General features: G+C 64.7%; 19 protein-coding genes. 9 read left to right on the top strand and 10 right to left on the bottom strand.

The features are described 5' to 3' along the window. Positions 1–104 precede the first annotated feature (104 nt). The 10 genes from hslU to dksA form a co-directional block, all read right to left on the bottom strand. The gene (hslU, locus tag ETQ85_RS06895; RefSeq protein ID WP_148578309.1) at positions 105–1,439 is read right to left on the bottom strand and encodes an ATP-dependent protease ATPase subunit HslU; all 1,335 of its coding nucleotides are present in this window, start codon (positions 1,437–1,439) and stop codon (positions 105–107) included. Then, a complete protein-coding gene (gene hslV, locus ETQ85_RS06890; protein WP_148578308.1) occupies positions 1,436–1,975 on the bottom strand; it encodes an ATP-dependent protease subunit HslV in 540 nt (179 codons plus the stop codon). The genes hslU and hslV overlap by 4 nt, the downstream gene beginning before the upstream one ends. A gap of 108 nt (positions 1,976–2,083) precedes the next feature. Beyond that, positions 2,084–3,118 carry an STAS domain-containing protein gene (locus ETQ85_RS06885; RefSeq protein WP_246128656.1) on the bottom strand — a complete coding sequence of 345 codons (1,035 nt, stop codon included), beginning with the start codon at positions 3,116–3,118 and terminating at the stop codon, positions 2,084–2,086. 245 nt (positions 3,119–3,363) lie between these two features. Continuing rightward, positions 3,364–4,155, bottom strand: a complete 792-nt coding sequence (locus ETQ85_RS06880; RefSeq protein ID WP_148578306.1) for a metal ABC transporter permease — start codon at positions 4,153–4,155, stop codon at positions 3,364–3,366. Further along, on the bottom strand, positions 4,152–4,697 hold the full coding sequence (locus ETQ85_RS06875) for an ATP-binding cassette domain-containing protein (RefSeq protein WP_246128655.1): 546 nt from the start codon (positions 4,695–4,697) through the stop codon (positions 4,152–4,154). The genes ETQ85_RS06880 and ETQ85_RS06875 overlap by 4 nt, the downstream gene beginning before the upstream one ends. Positions 4,698–4,730: 33 nt before the next feature. Beyond that, positions 4,731–5,639, bottom strand: coding sequence for a metal ABC transporter substrate-binding protein (locus tag ETQ85_RS06870; protein ID WP_148578304.1), 909 nt, complete (start codon positions 5,637–5,639; stop codon positions 4,731–4,733). Between the two features lie 11 nt (positions 5,640–5,650). Then, positions 5,651–7,108 (bottom strand): carbohydrate porin, encoded by a 1,458-nt coding sequence (locus ETQ85_RS06865; RefSeq protein ID WP_148578303.1) that lies wholly within the window; start codon positions 7,106–7,108, stop codon positions 5,651–5,653. 86 nt (positions 7,109–7,194) lie between these two features. Then, the gene (locus ETQ85_RS06860; protein ID WP_148578302.1) at positions 7,195–7,563 is read right to left on the bottom strand and encodes a hypothetical protein; all 369 of its coding nucleotides are present in this window, start codon (positions 7,561–7,563) and stop codon (positions 7,195–7,197) included. Further along, the gene (locus ETQ85_RS06855) at positions 7,560–8,624 is read right to left on the bottom strand and encodes a CobW family GTP-binding protein (protein ID WP_148578301.1); all 1,065 of its coding nucleotides are present in this window, start codon (positions 8,622–8,624) and stop codon (positions 7,560–7,562) included. Before ETQ85_RS06855 ends, ETQ85_RS06860 begins: the two co-directional genes overlap by 4 nt. 43 nt (positions 8,625–8,667) lie before the next feature. Beyond that, positions 8,668–9,102, bottom strand: coding sequence for an RNA polymerase-binding protein DksA (gene dksA / locus ETQ85_RS06850; protein ID WP_148578300.1), 435 nt, complete (start codon positions 9,100–9,102; stop codon positions 8,668–8,670). Positions 9,103–9,410: 308 nt separating this feature from the next. On the opposite strand from dksA, the gene ybgC reads away from it, so the two are divergent. From ybgC to queC, 9 genes are read left to right on the top strand one after another with little or no spacing between them, the layout of a single operon-like run. After that, entirely contained in the window at positions 9,411–9,860 is a 450-nt protein-coding gene (gene ybgC / locus ETQ85_RS06845; RefSeq protein WP_281283073.1) for a tol-pal system-associated acyl-CoA thioesterase, read from the top strand. Further along, the gene (gene tolQ / locus ETQ85_RS06840) at positions 9,857–10,531 is read left to right on the top strand and encodes a protein TolQ (RefSeq protein ID WP_148578299.1); all 675 of its coding nucleotides are present in this window, start codon (positions 9,857–9,859) and stop codon (positions 10,529–10,531) included. Before ybgC ends, tolQ begins: the two co-directional genes overlap by 4 nt. Positions 10,532–10,547: 16 nt before the next feature. Next, positions 10,548–10,961 carry a protein TolR gene (tolR, locus tag ETQ85_RS06835; protein ID WP_148578298.1) on the top strand — a complete coding sequence of 138 codons (414 nt, stop codon included), beginning with the start codon at positions 10,548–10,550 and terminating at the stop codon, positions 10,959–10,961. Further along, positions 10,958–11,902 carry an energy transducer TonB gene (locus ETQ85_RS06830; protein ID WP_148578297.1) on the top strand — a complete coding sequence of 315 codons (945 nt, stop codon included), beginning with the start codon at positions 10,958–10,960 and terminating at the stop codon, positions 11,900–11,902. Before tolR ends, ETQ85_RS06830 begins: the two co-directional genes overlap by 4 nt. A 20-nt stretch (positions 11,903–11,922) precedes the next feature. Then, positions 11,923–13,206, top strand: a complete 1,284-nt coding sequence (gene tolB / locus ETQ85_RS06825) for a Tol-Pal system beta propeller repeat protein TolB (RefSeq protein ID WP_148578296.1) — start codon at positions 11,923–11,925, stop codon at positions 13,204–13,206. Between the two features lie 60 nt (positions 13,207–13,266). Next, on the top strand, positions 13,267–13,821 hold the full coding sequence (gene pal, locus ETQ85_RS06820; RefSeq protein WP_148578295.1) for a peptidoglycan-associated lipoprotein Pal: 555 nt from the start codon (positions 13,267–13,269) through the stop codon (positions 13,819–13,821). Continuing rightward, positions 13,821–14,552 (top strand): tol-pal system protein YbgF, encoded by a 732-nt coding sequence (gene ybgF, locus ETQ85_RS06815; RefSeq protein ID WP_148578294.1) that lies wholly within the window; start codon positions 13,821–13,823, stop codon positions 14,550–14,552. Before pal ends, ybgF begins: the two co-directional genes overlap by 1 nt. A 53-nt stretch (positions 14,553–14,605) precedes the next feature. Beyond that, on the top strand, positions 14,606–15,265 hold the full coding sequence (gene queE, locus ETQ85_RS06810) for a 7-carboxy-7-deazaguanine synthase QueE (RefSeq protein WP_148578293.1): 660 nt from the start codon (positions 14,606–14,608) through the stop codon (positions 15,263–15,265). Between the two features lie 52 nt (positions 15,266–15,317). Beyond that, a complete protein-coding gene (gene queC / locus ETQ85_RS06805; RefSeq protein ID WP_148578292.1) occupies positions 15,318–16,001 on the top strand; it encodes a 7-cyano-7-deazaguanine synthase QueC in 684 nt (227 codons plus the stop codon). The last annotated feature ends 5 nt before the right edge of the window (positions 16,002–16,006 follow it).

Raw genomic sequence — 16,006 nt, 5'->3', positions numbered from 1 at the left:
AACAAAAAGCCGGACATGCGCCGGTCGGGCGACCATTGTAGAACCGGCCCCGAAGGGCCGGCGTCGGGGTTTTCCCGAAGAGAACGCGCGGTGAAGAGCGCCGCTTACAGCACGTAGCGCGCCAGATCTTCCCGCTGGGCAAGCATCTCGAGGCGGCCATCGACAAAGGCCGCGTCGATCAGCACTGTCTGCTCGCCCCCCTTGCCGGCCTCGAAAGCCAGCTCTTCGAGGAGCTTTTCCATCACCGTGTAGAGGCGACGAGCACCGATGTTCTCGGTTTTCTCGTTCACCTGGAAAGCGATCTCGGCCAAGCGGCGAATACCTTCCGGCGCAAACTCCAGCGTGACGCCATCGGTGGCCAGCAAAGCTTCGTACTGACGCGTCAGGCAGGCGTCGGTCTGGGTCAGGATGCACTCGAAATCCTCGACTGACAGCGAATCCAGCTCGACGCGGATCGGAAAACGGCCCTGCAGCTCGGGAATCAGGTCACTCGGGCGGGACAGGTGAAAGGCCCCGCTGGCGATGAACAGGATGTGATCGGTCTTGACCATGCCGTACTTGGTGGTGATCGTCGTGCCCTCCACCAGCGGCAGCAGGTCGCGCTGCACCCCCTGGCGGGACACATCGGCACCGTGGCTGTCCGAGCGGGTGGCAATCTTGTCGATTTCGTCGAGGAAGACGATGCCGTTCTGCTCGACCATGCGCAGGGCTTCGGCCTTCATTTCCTCTTCGTTCACCATTTTGGCGGCTTCCTCGTCGGTGAGCAGCTTCATGGCTTCGCTGATCTTCAGCTTGCGGGACTTCTTCTTCCCGCCGCCGATGTTCTGAAACATGCTCTGCAGCTGGCCGGTGAGTTCCTCCATGCCCGGCGGGGCGAGGATTTCGGCGCTCATGCCAGGCACCGACACTTCGATATCCACTTCCTTGTCGTCCAGCTCGCCTTCGCGCAGCTTCTTGCGGAATTTCTGACGGGTGGCGTTATCCTCCGGCGGCGCATCAGAACCAAAACCGGCAGTCGGACGGGCCGGCGGCAGCAGGATGTCGAGAATGCGATCCTCGGCCGCATCCTCGGCGCGGTCGCGCACCTTTTTCATCGCCTGCTCGCGATGGCTCTTGATGGCTATTTCCACCAGATCGCGGATGATCGTATCCACATCGCGGCCCACATAGCCAACTTCGGTGAACTTGGTCGCTTCGATCTTGATGAAGGGCGCATTGGCCAGGCGCGCCAGGCGACGGGCGATCTCGGTCTTGCCGACACCGGTCGGCCCGATCATCAGGATGTTCTTGGGGGTGATCTCGCTCTTCAGGGGCTCGGCCACCTGGGCCCGCCGCCAGCGGTTGCGCAGGGCCACGGCAACAGCCTTCTTGGCGCGGCCCTGGCCGACGATGTGTTTGTCGAGTTCGGAGACGATCTCCGGGGGCGTCATTTGAGTCATGGGTTGAGCACCTCGATGACGTGGCTCTGGTTGGTGTAGATGCACAGGTCACCGGCGATGGTCAGGGATTTCTTGACCACTTCTTCCGGCGTCAGATCGGTGTTCTCGATGAGACCGCGGGCGGCGGCCTGGGCATAGGCACCACCGCTGCCAATGGCCACGATGCCCTGCTCGGGCTCCAGCACGTCGCCGTTGCCGGTGATGATCAGCGAGTTGTCCAGATCGGCCACCGCCAGCATGGCTTCCAGGCGGCGCAGGGCACGGTCGGTGCGCCAGTCCTTGGCCAGCTCGACGGCGCTGCGCAGCAGGTTGCCCTGATGCTTTTCCAGCTTGGCCTCGAAACGCTCGAAGAGCGTGAAGGCGTCCGCCGTACCGCCGGCAAAACCGGCCAGAATGCGGTTCTGGTAGAGCTTGCGCACCTTGCGGGCGGTGGACTTGATGACGATATTTCCGAGCGTTACCTGGCCGTCGCCACCAAGGGCAACATGCCGGCCACGCCGGACCGAGAGAATGGTAGTGCCGCGATATTGTTCCATCGCACGGATCTGGGGGCAGAGAAAGGAATTGCAAGCCCCGCCAGAGAGGAAATCAGCGACGTAAAAAAGCCGGCACAACGCCGGCCTTCGACACAGTGGCAACGACCTTCAGTCGCGCAGTTCGATGCGTGCCACCTGGTGCAGTCCCATGACCTGCATGAGCGCCGCCACCATCGAGTTGACACCTTTCAGCACCACCAGCCGGCCTTGTGTATGCAGTTGCGACACGATATTGAAAAGCGTGCCGGCCGAGACGAAATCCATTCGCCGCAGACGACTGCAATCCACTTCCACCTTGTTGCGACTGGCCGCAAAAGCGGTGATCTTGCGCAAGGCCTCGGTATTCGGTCCGAGGATCTCGCCCTCAAGCACGTAGATGTCGGTCATTTCCACCGCGAGCACTGCGGCATCAATCTGGCTCGCCGTGGCTGCAGGAGGTGGCTCCCAGGAAGGCGGCGACTCCTCGAAGGTCATTGCGTACTCGACGGCCAGCTCCTCAAAGCGTTCCTGCTGATCGGTGTATTGGAGGACTTCCAGCAGCAGCAGCCAGGTTGTCTGGTTTTCGCGCCTCCCGTTGGCCACCTGTCCGCCCAGCACGGAAGCCAGATGCCCGGCCCCCACCAGAGACAACTTGATCCGCGCCTTGCGCAGGCCACGGACAGCCCGCAGCAGCAGCTCGGCACCTGCGTTATCCACGCCACGCAGACGAGTCAGGTCGATGCGCAGGGCACCATTGCGCATGCCAATCTGAATCAGCTGGACAAACTGGGCGGCCGCCTGACCACTGAGCGTACCCGACAGATTGACCGTCTGGACCTTGGCTTCGCCAGTGCGCGTCGCCTGGGGCGACAGATCGTGCCATGCGGGGGGAGAACGCTCGAACTCGGTGGCGTAAATGAGGCTGCGGGACTCGAAGCGTTCTTTCTGCCCGGTAAGGCGGAACAGGTCGAGCAGCATGCCCCACAGGGCGTAACGGGCGTCGGCAGTGGTGGTGGTGGCCAGGGCCTGTTCGAGCACTCCGCGGGCCTCGTCGTAGCAACCATTGGCGTAGACGATGGCCGCTTCCTCGACGGAGGCGGTCATTTCGTCGACCCCCTCCTCGACGTGGACCTTGTCGGCGCACTGGGCGAGGACCCGGCTCAAGTCGCCGCCGGCGATGGTGAAATCGAGGGAGGAAGTCTCGTTGCGGGGCGTGCTCGATCGGGACGACTTGGCGGAGGATGAGACTGGCGATGCCGCAGCCCCGGATGAGGTCCGGGGGCGGGGCGAGGGACTTCCGGCAGGTACAGGTTTCTTGCCGAAAAACGGTAGCGCCACGCCAGACTCCTCCCCAGTAAATTATTTACAATTGAACAGGATATCACCCAACAAAGCACGCGCCAGGTGATTTACATCCGGTCGGATTTCACACTCGACATCGCAATCAGCATAATAAGAAGCAAGGCGCATACCGGGCCAAATGGTTGGTCAAAGCCCAAAGAGACAGCAAAAGCGCCGCTGTACCCACCCATGCCGATGACAGCGGCAAGCACCAGACCTGGCCGCCAACCACGTCCAAAACGATAGGCGACGAGTGGTGGCACGAACACCAGCGCAAAGGCCGCCATCACCCCCAGACTCACCGTTGCGAGCGCCACCACCAGCGCAGCAAGCAGGTCGAACAGCACCAGCCGGGGCCGCTCGTCGCGCCCCCGGGCCCGGTAGAACTCGGGAAAGAAGCGCCCCAGTAGCAGCGGACGCGACAACCAGGCCAGCAGGGGCAACACCACCACGCAGGCAATGCTGGCGGCCAGCAGGTGTCCTTCGCCGGTGAAATACAGTTGCCCATCGAACAGCGCGTGGCCAGCCTGCTCGGCCAGTGGATGATTGGCCACCAGCAGCACCCCGCCGCCCCACGCAAGCAACATCATCAGCGCGTAGGCATTGGCCCCGGCGCGGGCCATCAGCCCCTTGGAGAGCGCCGCCAGCAAGGCCGCCAGCACCCCGCCGACGATCATCGGCCAGTCCAGCACCATCGCCAGCAAGGCTCCCGCCGACGCCATCTGGGCAAAGGCCAGTGCCGCCAGCCATTCGTTGCGCAGGCGCAGGTACATGCCAATCAGCGGCAACAGCCCGGCCAGCAGCAAGCCGGTAAAAAAGGGCACCCGGAAGAGCGGGTCGAAGAGCAGATCGAAACTCACACGCCCACCTCCACGATCCGGGTGCACACGTCATCGATCAGGCCGTGGTCATGGGACACGATCACGATGCCCTGGTTTCCGTGGGCACGCCCCAGCCAGTCGGCCAGATAGGCGACGCCAGCCCGGTCGAGGTTGTTGGTCGGCTCGTCGAGCAGCACCAGATCGGCCGGTGCCGCCAGGCAGGCCCACAGGCGCAGGAACTGCAACTGGCCGCCGGACAGACGGTCGAGCCGCTGATGAAGGCGCTCCTGCACCCACGACGGGAGCCCCTCCGGGGTGGCACCGGTCAGACCAAGCATTTCCAGACCGGTCAGCGGTACTCCGCGCAGGTCGTCGAAACCCTGGGCCTGATGGGAGATCGCCAGCCCGGGCGCCTTCTCCACCCGCCCACCGAACACCTTGACGCCGCCCCACAGGGCCTTCAGCAAGGTGGACTTGCCTGCCCCGTTGGGCCCGGCGAGGCCGAGGATCTCGCCCCGGCGCAGCTCGAAACTGAGGGGACCTGCCACCGCCTCACGATAGCCGGCAGTCAGATCCGTCACCCGAAGCAACACCTCGACCACGCCGCCCCCTTCTTACTTCAGACCAGCCAGCAGGCGCCGGATGGTCTCGTCGAACAAGCCGAACAGGTCACCCGCCTCGGGCGAACCCCCTACGGTGAAGGGCAGGACCACCACCGGAATGTGTGCCCGTTCCCCCAGCCACTCCGAAGCGCTCGCCCGGGTGTAGGCCGGCCGCAGAATCATCCTGGCCGGGGTCACTTTCTGGCGTTCGAGAATGCCCGCCAGATGGGCGCTACCAGGCTCGACACCGGCCTTCGGCTCCAGCGCACCGAGCTCCTTCAAACCCAGCCAGTCGCTCATGTAGGGAAAGGAGCGATGCTGGACCCACACCGGCACACCACGCAAGGGTGCCGCCACCAGCTCCCAGCGGGCCATCGCCGTTTTCCACCTGTCGGAAAAGCGTGCCAGATTGGCCTTATAGGCTTCGGCATTGGCCGGATCCACCAGGGCCAGGCGGGCAGCCAGGGCCTGCGCCACCGTCAGGATGTTGCGCGGATCGGTCTGGATGTGCGGATTGCCGCCGGCATGCACATCGCCGTCGGCCCGATCGAGACGCGTCGGCACTTCCCGCAGACGCACCGCCGAGGCGGCCTCGAAGTAGCCGGGCTGACCCGGCTGAATCGCCGCATTGCCCGATTCGCGCAAAACCATCGGCAACCAGCCGATTTCCAGCTCGGCACCGTTGGCCACGACCAGCTGACTGCTCCGGGCGCGGGCGATCAGCGACGGCTTGGCGTCGATGCGGTGAGGGTCCTGGAGGGCGTTGGTGGCGGCGATGACATTCACCTTGTCAGCGCCGATTTCCCTGGCCAGCGCGGCCCATTCGGGCACCGTAGCCAACACATTGAGGGCCGCCGAGGCCGGCAGGGCGGCCAGGGCGAAGAGCAGCGCCGCAAGGCGCAGGATCAGTTTGGATAACATCTTTCGACTCCTCAGAACTTGTGGGCGCCGTGGGCGCCAAGGCTCATGATGTACTGCAGCCAGACTTGGTTGTCGGACTCGCCGTTGCGGGATTTATCGCGGGCAAACTGCAGGCGCAGACGGGAAAACTCCGACGGCGACCAGTCCACCATCGCGGTCTGGCGGGTCGGGTTGTAAGCGGCCAGAATCGGTAGCCCGGTGGGGTCCAGCGTACCCAGATCGGCCGTGCCGGAACGCAGCCAGTCACCACGCACGCCAAGGCGCCAGTGCGGCATGAACTGGTACACCGCCTGCAGGTAGCTGCCGGACTGGCGGAAGCGGGCGGCCGACGCAGCTTCGGCGACACCGTCGGCATCCAGGTTGTAGCTCAGCTCACCGGATTCGCGACGCTGTAGGTACTCGCCCTGCACCTTCAGGTAGCGCTCGCGGCTGTTGCCATTCGGCGCCCATTTGTAGACGAAGTCCGCAATCCAGGTCTGACTGCGGCCAGAAAAGGCATTACTGACCCCGTTATCCTCGAAGCCCCGCTCCCGCGGATTGGCCCGCACATGGGACAAGCCCAGCTGCCACGCCGACGAGTCGCCGATGTCGCCCCCCACGTGGGCAAAGGCGGTCCATAGGCCGGCTCCGTTGGCCTTGCGCTCGGCGCCCGGGTACTTGTCGCCGCCTGCCACCTCGGCACCAAACTCCATGAACAGCTCGGTCGGTGCCACCCAGCGCACCTGTACGCCATCGTTCTGCAGGCGATAGCCGAAGAAGGCCTTGTACGCCAGCGGGGCATCGGAGAAGTCCCACTCGTGAGGATGCTGCTGGTTGATGTAGCCGACGCCGGACAGGAAACGCCCGGCCTTCAGCTTGAGCCCCGCCGGCATGGCCAGCGTCTCGACGTTTACTTCCTCCACCTCGACCACACCGGCGCCGTCGTCCTCAGCCAGCGCGAAACGCGCATTGCCGCGGAACAGGTGATCCACGTTGGCGGAAAAGGCCAGCTCGGACTCGCCGAGGGAAAAGCCCTTGCGGGGAGGCCCGACCTCGCCGCCGGATGGCATGAAGCCGTCGATGCGGTAAGCGGACGGATCACGCTGCAAGCGGGTGAACTTACTGTCGATAATCAGCGACACCGCGGGGTTGAAGGCGCTCGCCGAGGTGGGCCGGCTGGCCACGCTGTCCGCGGTGGCCTGGGCTTCGGCGGCGCGCGCCTCGGCCTTGACCACCGATTGAACCGCAGCACTGGCAGTCGTACCCGCGGCGGCGGCGGAACTGACGGCCCGGGTCGCCTGCTGCTCGGTATCGGCAAGGCGTTTTTCAAGGGCCTGGATGCGCTGCTCGTAGGACTCGCGCAGTTCGCGCAATTGCTCGCGCAGTTGTTTCAGGTCGGCGGCCGGGGCCGCGGGTGTCGCTGCAAATGCCGCGCCCGGAAAAGCGACAGCGAGGGCTACGCACAGCGCGCCCGGTAGATGATGTTTCATGCTTGGTCTTCCAGCTGGATCGGTTCGACAAACGGGGGCTGCCGACGCAGGCAGGGCCAGCGCCGGTCAGCACAACAGGAACGGGATCAGACTGAAAAGACGGGCGGACCGCGACTGTGAGGGCGCGGCAGGCGGAAGGCCCGCAGCGCAACGGTGGCATCGCCGGACAGGAGCGGCGGATGAGAATCCACCGCCAATACCGGGAGGGACGGCGGAAGGGCCGATGCCAGATCGGCAGCGGCCAGACACAGCAGGCAGCGTTCGTGACGCTCCGCCGCCGGCACGCCGCCTTCGTAGGGCACGGAGGCTGCCTGTGCCGAGTCGCCCCGGGCCAGCACAGACAGCTCGCCCACGTGACTGAGCGCGTGGGCGGCGGCAAAGATCTGCGCGCACACCAGCAGCAACGCCAGCGCGCTGCGAAAAACCGTCGAAGGGCGGCCGCGGAAGAAGTTCACGCCGCGTCCTGCGGTGCCGTGCAGAAGCAGGCGAAGGCCCGATCCACAATATCCCGCTCAAGATCGCGAACGATGAAAACCAGGCGGGTGCTGCGATCGGCGTCCGGCCAGGCCGGCAGAGCGGCATCCGGATAGCGCAGGTGATGCACGCACTGGACGACCCGCGGCACGTCTTCGCCGCGCACATTCACGATGCCCTTCACGCGCAGCAACTGGTCGCCCTTGAGCCCCTGGAGCATGTCGAGGGCGGTGGAGAAGTCTCCCCAGCCAACAGGCTCGTCGATGCGCACCACGAAAGCATGGGTTGATGCATCGTGGCGGTCCGGGTCGCTGGCAGGACCACTTCGGCGAGGGGCGTAGGGATTTTGGCGGGCCTTGGCGGCCACCGCTTCAGCGGCCAGCCAGCGGGTCACATCAGCTGACTTGGTGACTGGATTCCACAGGCCGCAATCGACAATCGCTGCCGGATCGGCCTCGCCGCCAGCCACACGAAACTGCGGGGCTCCCGGATTGAGATCGGCCAGCGTAGCGGCAAGGGTTTCGACGACCGCCGGCTCGGCCTGGTCGCATTTGGTGATCAGCAAACGGTCGGCCATCGCCGCCTGCTTGACGGCTTCCGGCTGACGGGCCAGTTGGGCCGCACCAAAAACCGCATCCACCGCCGTGACGACGCCATCCAGGCGATAACGCTCGGCGATGAAAAAATCCTGCATCAGGGTGAAAATTACCGGCGCCGGGTCGGCCAGGCCGGTGGTTTCGATGACGACACGCTGCAGCGCCGGCAACTCGCGACGCAAGCGACGCATGAAAATGTCGCGCAGGGCGCGGGCCAGATCGCCACGCACCGTACAGCAGATGCAACCCGATTCGAGAAGGACGAGATGCTCGTCGATGTGCTCGACGAGCAGATGATCGATCGGCACGGCGCCGAACTCGTTCATCAACACCACCGTGCCGGCCAGCGCGGGCTGGCGAAGCAGGTGATTCAGAAGCGTTGTCTTCCCCGCACCGAGAAAACCGGTGAGCAGGGTGACAGGAATGCGGTTCGCCGAGGCGGTCATGGGGGTGCGTGGCCGTCCCGGCGAATCAAAGCCAAACGGAGGATTACTCCCCGTACAGCTTCTGGGTGCGCTCGCGGCGCTCCTGGGCGTCGATCGACAGGGTCGCGGTCGGACGGGCCAGCAGACGGCCAATACCGATCGGATCACCGGTCTCTTCGCACCAGCCGTATTCGCCTTCGGCGATGCGCTCCAGGGCTTCCTCGATCTTCTTGATCAATTTGCGCTCCCGGTCGCGCACACGCAGTTCAAGCGCGTGTTCCTCTTCCACCGTGGCCCGGTCGGCCGGATCGGCAACGAGTTCGTTCTCACGCAGGTTGGCGCCGGTACTGGCCGCATTTTCCAGCAGCTCGTCACGCATCTTCGCGAGACGCACGCGGAAGAACTCCAGCTGGGCCGGGTTCATGTAATCATCTTCCGGCATGGCCAGAATTTCAGCCTCGGACAGCAGGGCTTCCTTGCTTGTCGTACTTGCAACCATGTCTCATTCCTCCCATGAATCGGCTATCGGGCCCGGCTGCCGGCGGCAAGCCCGGATTTCGGCCCGTTTGGCGACTCTCTAAAAATTTGCGCCGTATTCTGCCGCAAATTTTCCCGCGACGCTTGTGCGTCTTGTCTCCAACCGATGCACAAAACGCACCAGTCTACATTCAAGACCGCGATTCTAGGCACAGGATCATTGCAATTACAACGGCCCCACTGTGTCCGAAGCCGCATAGCCTACATTCTGAAACACTGAATCGCCCCTCGGACATCGGAACAAGGCATCGCGTACTGTAAAATGTTGCGATGCATGCAACGAACCATCCCGCTCCGGGTGAAGGCGAGGCCTTCTTTTCGCTGCCGGTCCGGGTGTACTACGAAGACACCGACGCCGGCGGCGTCGTTTACTACGCCAACTACCTCAAGTTCTGTGAACGCGCCCGCACCGACTGGCTGCGGGCGATGGGTTTCGAGCAGAACCGCCTGTATCTCGAACAGGATATCGTATTTGTCGTGCGCACCGTGAAGGCCGATTATCTGCAGGCTGCCGTTCTCGACGACCTGCTCAACGTCGTCACCACCATCGACAAGCTCGGCCATGCCAGCCTGGTCTTCGCCCAGACAATCCGGCGCGACGACAAACCCCTCTTCGAAGCCCTGATCACCATCGCCTGCGTCAACCGCGTCTCGAAACGCGCAACCCCGATTCCCCCCGCTGTGCGCGCACAGTTCGCCACCCTGGTTCAAACCCGATGAACGTCACAGAAGATCTCTCCATCCTGTCCCTGATCGCCAACGCGAGCCTGCTGGTCAAGCTTGTCATGGCCCTCCTCGGCACCGTCTCCTTCATGTCCTGGTACTGGATCTTCCGCAAGTGGTTCTCGATCCGCGACGCCCAGAAGAAGACCGACCTGTTCGAGCGCGACTTCTGGAGCGGCGGCGATCTCAACGCCCTTTACCAGAGCGCCGCCACCGGCCGTCACGAGGCCGCCGGCATGGAGCGCATCTTCGAAGCCGGCTACCGGGAATTCGCCAAGCTGCGCGGCAAGAGCCTCGACCACGGCGCCATCATCGACGGCGCCAAGCGGGCCATGCGCGCCACCTACCAGCGCGAAGTGGACGATCTGGAAGCCCATCTGGCTTTCCTGGCTTCGGTCGGTTCCGTATCGCCCTATGTCGGCCTGCTCGGCACCGTGTGGGGCATCATGAATGCCTTCCGCGGCCTCTCCAACGTGGGTTCGGCAACCCTCGCCCACGTTGCCCCGGGCATTGCCGAAGCCCTGGTGGCCACGGCCATCGGCCTGTTCGCGGCGATTCCGGCGGTGGTGGCCTACAACCGCTTCGCTCACGACATCGACCGCATCGCGATCCGCTTCGAGAGCTTCACCGAAGAATTCCTGAACATCCTCCAGCGCCAGCTGCGCTGAACGGAGTCCCGCCGCAATGCGCCAACGCCGCCTGATGAACCAGATCAACGTCGTGCCTTACATCGACGTGATGCTGGTTCTGCTCGTGATTTTCATGGTCACCGCGCCGATGATCCAGTCGGGCTCGGTGAACCTGCCCAGCGTGGATAAAGTCCCCGCCCCGCCCACCGACGCCATGGTCGTACAAGTCAAGCCGGACGGCGAACTGACCCTCCGCGCCACCAGCAACGCCACCGAGAAGCCCCTCAACCGCAAGGATCTGATCGGTGCAGTGCAGGCCGCCGTATCCGCCAACCCCGGCCAGTCGGTCATCATCGCCGCCGACAAGAGCGTCAAGTACGAACAGGTCATGAACACCCTCAACGACCTGCGCAACGCGGGCGTCAACAAGGTCGGCCTGCAGACGCAGATCGGTCAGTCTGCCCGATGAATCCTGCGCTGCCCGCCAACGAGCGCGGCAAGTGGTGGTCCATGGTCCTCGCGGCCCTGGTTCACGCTGCGCTCGGCCTGTTCCTGTTCTTCGGCGTGCGCTGGCAAAACCGCCTGCCCGACCCCATCGAAGTCGAGCTGGTGAGCGCCCCGCCACCTGCCGCACAACTCGCTCCGCCGCCGGCCCCCGCACCGGCGCCTCCCGTCACAGCCCGCCCCAAGCCTCCGGCACCGGAACCGGAAGACGAACCCGAGCCCGAGCCGCCCCCGCGCAAACAGCCGGACATCGCCATAAAGGCCCCCGAGCCCCAAAAAAAACCGCCCAAACCGGTGAAGGAAATCGTCAAACCGGTCGAAAAACCGGTCGTCAAAGCGCCCAAGCCGGAACCTAAACCGGAACCCAAGCCAAAGCCGAAACCCGAACACAAGCCGGAACCCAAGGCCAAGCCGGAACCGGTCAAGACCGAAAAGCCGTCAAAGCCGGTTGAAAAGCCCGTCAAGACAGATAAAGCAGCCAAGGCCGAGGCGGAGCACAGCCGCGCCCTGGAAGACAAGCGCATGCGCGAACTGATGGCCCGGGACAGCGAGAGCGCGTCCCAGTCCCATCAACTCCAGGAGGAACTTGCGCGGGTTGCCGGCGCCAAAGCCAGTGCTGCACGCAACAAGGCCATCGAGGCCTACGTCGAGAAGATCCGCGCCAAGGTGAAGGGCAACATCGTGCTGCCGCCGGGCGTCAGCAATGATCCCTTTGCGATTTTCTACGTAGACCAGTTGCCCGACGGCTCCGTGATCGAAGTCCGCCTCAAACGCTCCACCGGCAACGCCCAACTGGATGCCGCCATCGAACGGGCAATCCAGAAATCGAGCCCGCTGCCCAAGCCGGACAAGCCGGAACTGTTCAACCGTACGCTGGAACTGAAGTTCTATCCGCTCCGCGACTAAACCCTATCGAGCCATTGCCCATGAATCCACGCATCCTGTCTGTCCTGCGCAGCACCATTCCGGGCGTGCTGGTCCTTGCGTCCACCCTGGCCCAGGCCCAGCTCTCCATCGAGATCACCGGCGCCGGAGCCAACCGCATGCCGGTGGCGGTCGCCAGTTTTGAGGGCGAAAGCACCCTGCCTCGTGCCGTCACCGACGTTGTCCGCGCCGACCTGGAGCGCAGCGGTCTCTTCAAAATGGTCGAACTCGGCCCGACACCCATCGGCGCCGATGCCCCCGTGGACTTCGCCCGCATCCAGAGCAAGGGTGCCGACGCCGTCGCCGTCGGCACCGTATCGCCTTCCGGCAGCGGTCGCTATCAGGTGCAGGTGCGCCTCATCGACGCCGCCAAGCAGGCGGGCCTCGGCAGCCAGATGATGGTGATGGCGCCAGCCCAGTACCGCACCACCGGCCACCGCATTGCCGATTTCATCTACGAAAAGCTCACCGGCGAGCCGGGCGTTTTCTCCACCCGGATCGCCTACGTGCTCAAGTCCGGCTCCCGCTACGAGCTGCAGATCGCCGACGCCGACGGCAGCAACGCCCAGACCGCGCTGGCCTCGAAGGAGCCGATCATTTCGCCCTCCTGGTCGCCGGACGGCTCGCGCCTCGCCTACGTGTCCTTCGAAGCCAAAAAACCGGTGGTGTACGTGCACTCCCTGGCCACCGGGCAACGCAACGTGGCGGCCAACTTCAAGGGCTCCAACTCCGCCCCCGCCTGGGCACCGGATGGCCGCCGCCTGGCGGTGGTGCTCACCAAGGATGGTCAATCCCAGCTTTACAGCGTCAATGCCGACGGCTCCGGCGTGCAGCGCCTGGCGTCCTCCTCCGGAATCGACACCGAACCCTCCTGGTCGGCCGACGGCATGATCTACTTCACCTCCGATCGGGGCGGCAGCCCACAGATTTACCGCGTACCCTCCGGCGGCGGCGAAGCCCAGCGGGTAACCTTCGAAGGCAGCTACAACGTGAGCCCGCGCCCTTCGCCGGACGGCAAGAGCCTGGTTTACGTGTCCCGCAACGGCGGCCGCTTCCAGATCACCATGCTCGACCTGGCCTCCCGCCAGACCCAGATCCTCACCGACTCGTCGAAAGACGAATCACCCAGTTTCGCCCCCAACGGCCGCATGGTGCTCTATGCCACTGAAGTAGGTGGGCGGGGCGTGCTGGCCGCCGTGTCATCCGACGGTCGTGTCAAACAGCGTCTGTCGGTACAATCAGGCGACGTTCGCGAACCCGCATGGGGTCCGCAGCCGCGCAACTGACGCTTATAAAAGACAAAACATCCATTTCCCGCCCCTGCGATCGCTCTCGGAGTCCACACCATGAAGTACACCCGCCTCGCCCTGTCCTTGGTTGCCGTCGGCCTGCTGGCCGCCTGCAGCTCAGCCCCCAAGACCGGCGCCGACCAAGGCGCGGCCGTTGAAGACCGCTCCAGTGGTGCATCCAGTGCCGGCATCGACAGCAACCGTGTCGTGGCCGTAGATGCCAACGCCGCCAGCGGCACCGGCCTCGCCGCGCTGAAGGACCCGAAAAGCATCCTCTCCAAGCGCAGCGTGCTGTTCGACTACGACAGCTACGTGATCAAGGATCAGTACCGTTCGCTGATCGAAGCCCACGCCAAGTTCCTCGTCGCCAACCCCAAGATGAAGATGCTCATCCAGGGCAACACCGACGAACGCGGCAGCCGCGAATACAACCTGGCCCTTGGCCAGAAACGTGCCGACACCGTCAAGAAGGCCCTCAGCCTGCTCGGCGTGACCGAAGGCCAACTCGAATCGGTCAGCCTCGGCGAAGAAAAGCCCAGCTGCGGTGACGCCAGCGAAGCCTGCTGGTCTGCCAATCGTCGTGGCGACATGCTCTATTCGGGTGAATTCTGATGCTCCGGCGCCTTCTGCCCGTCCTGCTGGCCGGGCTTTTTGTCACCCAGGCGCACGCCGGGCTGTTTGACGACGAGGAAGCCCGGGCACGCATCAACGCGATGCGCAACGAACTCTCCTCGCGCATCGACAAGCTCGAAGCAAGCGCCCGGGCTCAGCTCGAGCTCGCCAACCAGATCGAACAGTTGAAGACCGAAATCGCCCGCCTGCGCGGCGAGAACGAAGTCCTCGCCAACGATCTGGCCAACGCCAACAAGCGGCAGAAGGACTTTTACGTGGATCTCGACAACCGCTTGCGGAAACTCGAAACCACGCCTGCGGGCGATACGCCGCCACAGCCGCCGGCGGCTACCGTCGACCCGGCCGCCGAGAGCCGCGACTACGAAACGGCCCTCACGCAGTTACGCGGCGGCAAGTACAAGGAAGCCGCCACCGGCTTCAACAGCTTCATCAAGAACTACCCGAACAGCAGCTTCCAGCCCAACGCGCACTTCTGGGCCGCCAGCGCGCTGTACCAGCAGAAGGACAACATCGGGGCCGCCGAGCACTACGCCAAGGTAGCCAGCCAGTGGCCGGATGACAGCCGGGCGCCCGACGCCCTGCTCGGCCTGGCAAGCACCCAGCAAGCCCGGAACGACAACGTCGCCGCCACCCGGACCCTGGAAAAGCTGCTGGCCAAGTATCCGAGCAGTTCCGCGGCGCAAATCGCCAAGCAACGCCTCAAGAAGTAAACCCGCCGGCCCCGCGTCCACCGACCGGGGCTGGGCACCTTGCCCCTCCCGCCATGCCCACTTCCGGTCGTCCTGTCTCCCTCCGCATCACCGAGATTTTCCATTCGCTGCAAGGGGAAACCTCGCGGGCCGGCCTGCCGACGGTGTTTGTCCGCCTCACCGGCTGCCCCCTGCGCTGCACCTGGTGCGACACCGAGTACGCCTTCACCGGCGGCACCACCCGCCCGCTCGATGACATCCTGGCCGAAGTCGCCAGCCATGATTGCCAGACCATCTGCGTCACCGGTGGCGAGCCCCTCGCCCAGAAAGCCTGCCTGCCACTGCTCAGCGCACTGTGCGACGCCGGCTACTCGGTGTCCCTCGAAACCAGCGGCGCCATCGATATCGGCGGCGTAGACCCGCGTGTATCGCGCATCGTCGACCTCAAGGCCCCCGGCTCCGGCGAAGAAGCCCGCAACCTGCTGTCGAACCTTGCGCACCTCACGCCGCGTGACGAACTCAAGCTCGTTCTCGCCAGCGAGGCCGACTACACCTGGGCCACGGCGCAGATCGCCGAACACAGTCTCGCCCAGCGCTGCCCGGTGCTCCTCGCCCCCGTCCAGGGTCAGTTGAAACCTGCCGACCTGGCCGCGTGGATCCTCCGTGACCGCCTGCCGGTACGCATGCAGGTGCAACTCCACAAGATCATCTGGGGCAACGAACCCGGGCGCTAGGCCCGAACGGCCACAACCAGACGCCCGCATTTCCGAACTCCCCGGAGAAACCATGAACACTCCACGCCCCCGCGCCCTCGTCCTGCTTTCTGGCGGGCTTGACTCCGCCACCTGCCTCGCCATCGCCCGCGCCGAAGGCTTCGACGTCTACGCCCTGTCCGTCGAATACGGTCAGCGCCACGCTGCCGAGCTGGCCGCAGCCCAGCGCGTGGCCAGCACCCTCGGCGCCATCGCCCACCGGGTGGCCCATGTGGATCTCGGCCAGTTCGGTGGCTCGGCCCTCACCGACGCATCGCTCGCCGTGCCCATCGAAGGCCTCGAAGGCGGCATCCCGATCACCTACGTGCCGGCCCGCAACACCATCATGCTGTCGATTGCCCTGGCCTGGGCCGAAGTGCTCGGCGCCGAGCACATTTACGTGGGCGTCAATGCGGTCGACTACTCCGGCTATCCCGACTGTCGCCCAGCCTTCATCGACGCCTTCGAAACCATGGCCAACCTGGCCACCAAGGCCAGCGTCGAAGGCCACAAACTGCACATCCACGCCCCGCTGATCGACCTTTCCAAAGCCGACATCATTCGCCGCGGCACCGCCCTGGGCGTCGATTACAGCCTCACCGTGTCCTGCTACCAGGCCGACGACGACGGCAAGGCCTGCGGCCTGTGCGACGCCTGCCGGCTGCGTCGGGCCGGCTTCGAAGCTGCCGGCGTGGCAGACCCGACCCCCTACCGCTGAACCTG

This window comes from Zoogloea oleivorans, from assembly GCF_008107625.1.
Classification (GTDB): domain Bacteria; phylum Pseudomonadota; class Gammaproteobacteria; order Burkholderiales; family Rhodocyclaceae; genus Zoogloea; species Zoogloea oleivorans.
This window is presented reverse-complemented; position numbering and strand designations above follow the sequence as displayed.

Excerpts from the sequence above, each read along its gene's own strand:
- pal (WP_148578295.1), top strand. The coding sequence starts at position 13,267 with ATGAAGTACACCCGCCTCGCCCTGTCCTTGGTTGCCGTCGGCCTGCTG.
- hslV (WP_148578308.1), bottom strand. The coding sequence starts at position 1,975 with ATGGAACAATATCGCGGCACTACCATTCTCTCGGTCCGGCGTGGCCGG.
- dksA (WP_148578300.1), bottom strand. The coding sequence starts at position 9,102 with ATGGTTGCAAGTACGACAAGCAAGGAAGCCCTGCTGTCCGAGGCTGAA.
- ETQ85_RS06830 (WP_148578297.1), top strand. The coding sequence starts at position 10,958 with ATGAATCCTGCGCTGCCCGCCAACGAGCGCGGCAAGTGGTGGTCCATG.
- ETQ85_RS06865 (WP_148578303.1), bottom strand. The coding sequence starts at position 7,108 with ATGAAACATCATCTACCGGGCGCGCTGTGCGTAGCCCTCGCTGTCGCT.
- tolR (WP_148578298.1), top strand. The coding sequence starts at position 10,548 with ATGCGCCAACGCCGCCTGATGAACCAGATCAACGTCGTGCCTTACATC.
- ybgC (WP_281283073.1), top strand. The coding sequence starts at position 9,411 with ATGCATGCAACGAACCATCCCGCTCCGGGTGAAGGCGAGGCCTTCTTT.
- ETQ85_RS06855 (WP_148578301.1), bottom strand. The coding sequence starts at position 8,624 with ATGACCGCCTCGGCGAACCGCATTCCTGTCACCCTGCTCACCGGTTTT.
- queE (WP_148578293.1), top strand. The coding sequence starts at position 14,606 with ATGCCCACTTCCGGTCGTCCTGTCTCCCTCCGCATCACCGAGATTTTC.
- tolQ (WP_148578299.1), top strand. The coding sequence starts at position 9,857 with ATGAACGTCACAGAAGATCTCTCCATCCTGTCCCTGATCGCCAACGCG.
- ETQ85_RS06870 (WP_148578304.1), bottom strand. The coding sequence starts at position 5,639 with ATGTTATCCAAACTGATCCTGCGCCTTGCGGCGCTGCTCTTCGCCCTG.
- hslU (WP_148578309.1), bottom strand. The coding sequence starts at position 1,439 with ATGACTCAAATGACGCCCCCGGAGATCGTCTCCGAACTCGACAAACAC.
- tolB (WP_148578296.1), top strand. The coding sequence starts at position 11,923 with ATGAATCCACGCATCCTGTCTGTCCTGCGCAGCACCATTCCGGGCGTG.
- queC (WP_148578292.1), top strand. The coding sequence starts at position 15,318 with ATGAACACTCCACGCCCCCGCGCCCTCGTCCTGCTTTCTGGCGGGCTT.
- ybgF (WP_148578294.1), top strand. The coding sequence starts at position 13,821 with ATGCTCCGGCGCCTTCTGCCCGTCCTGCTGGCCGGGCTTTTTGTCACC.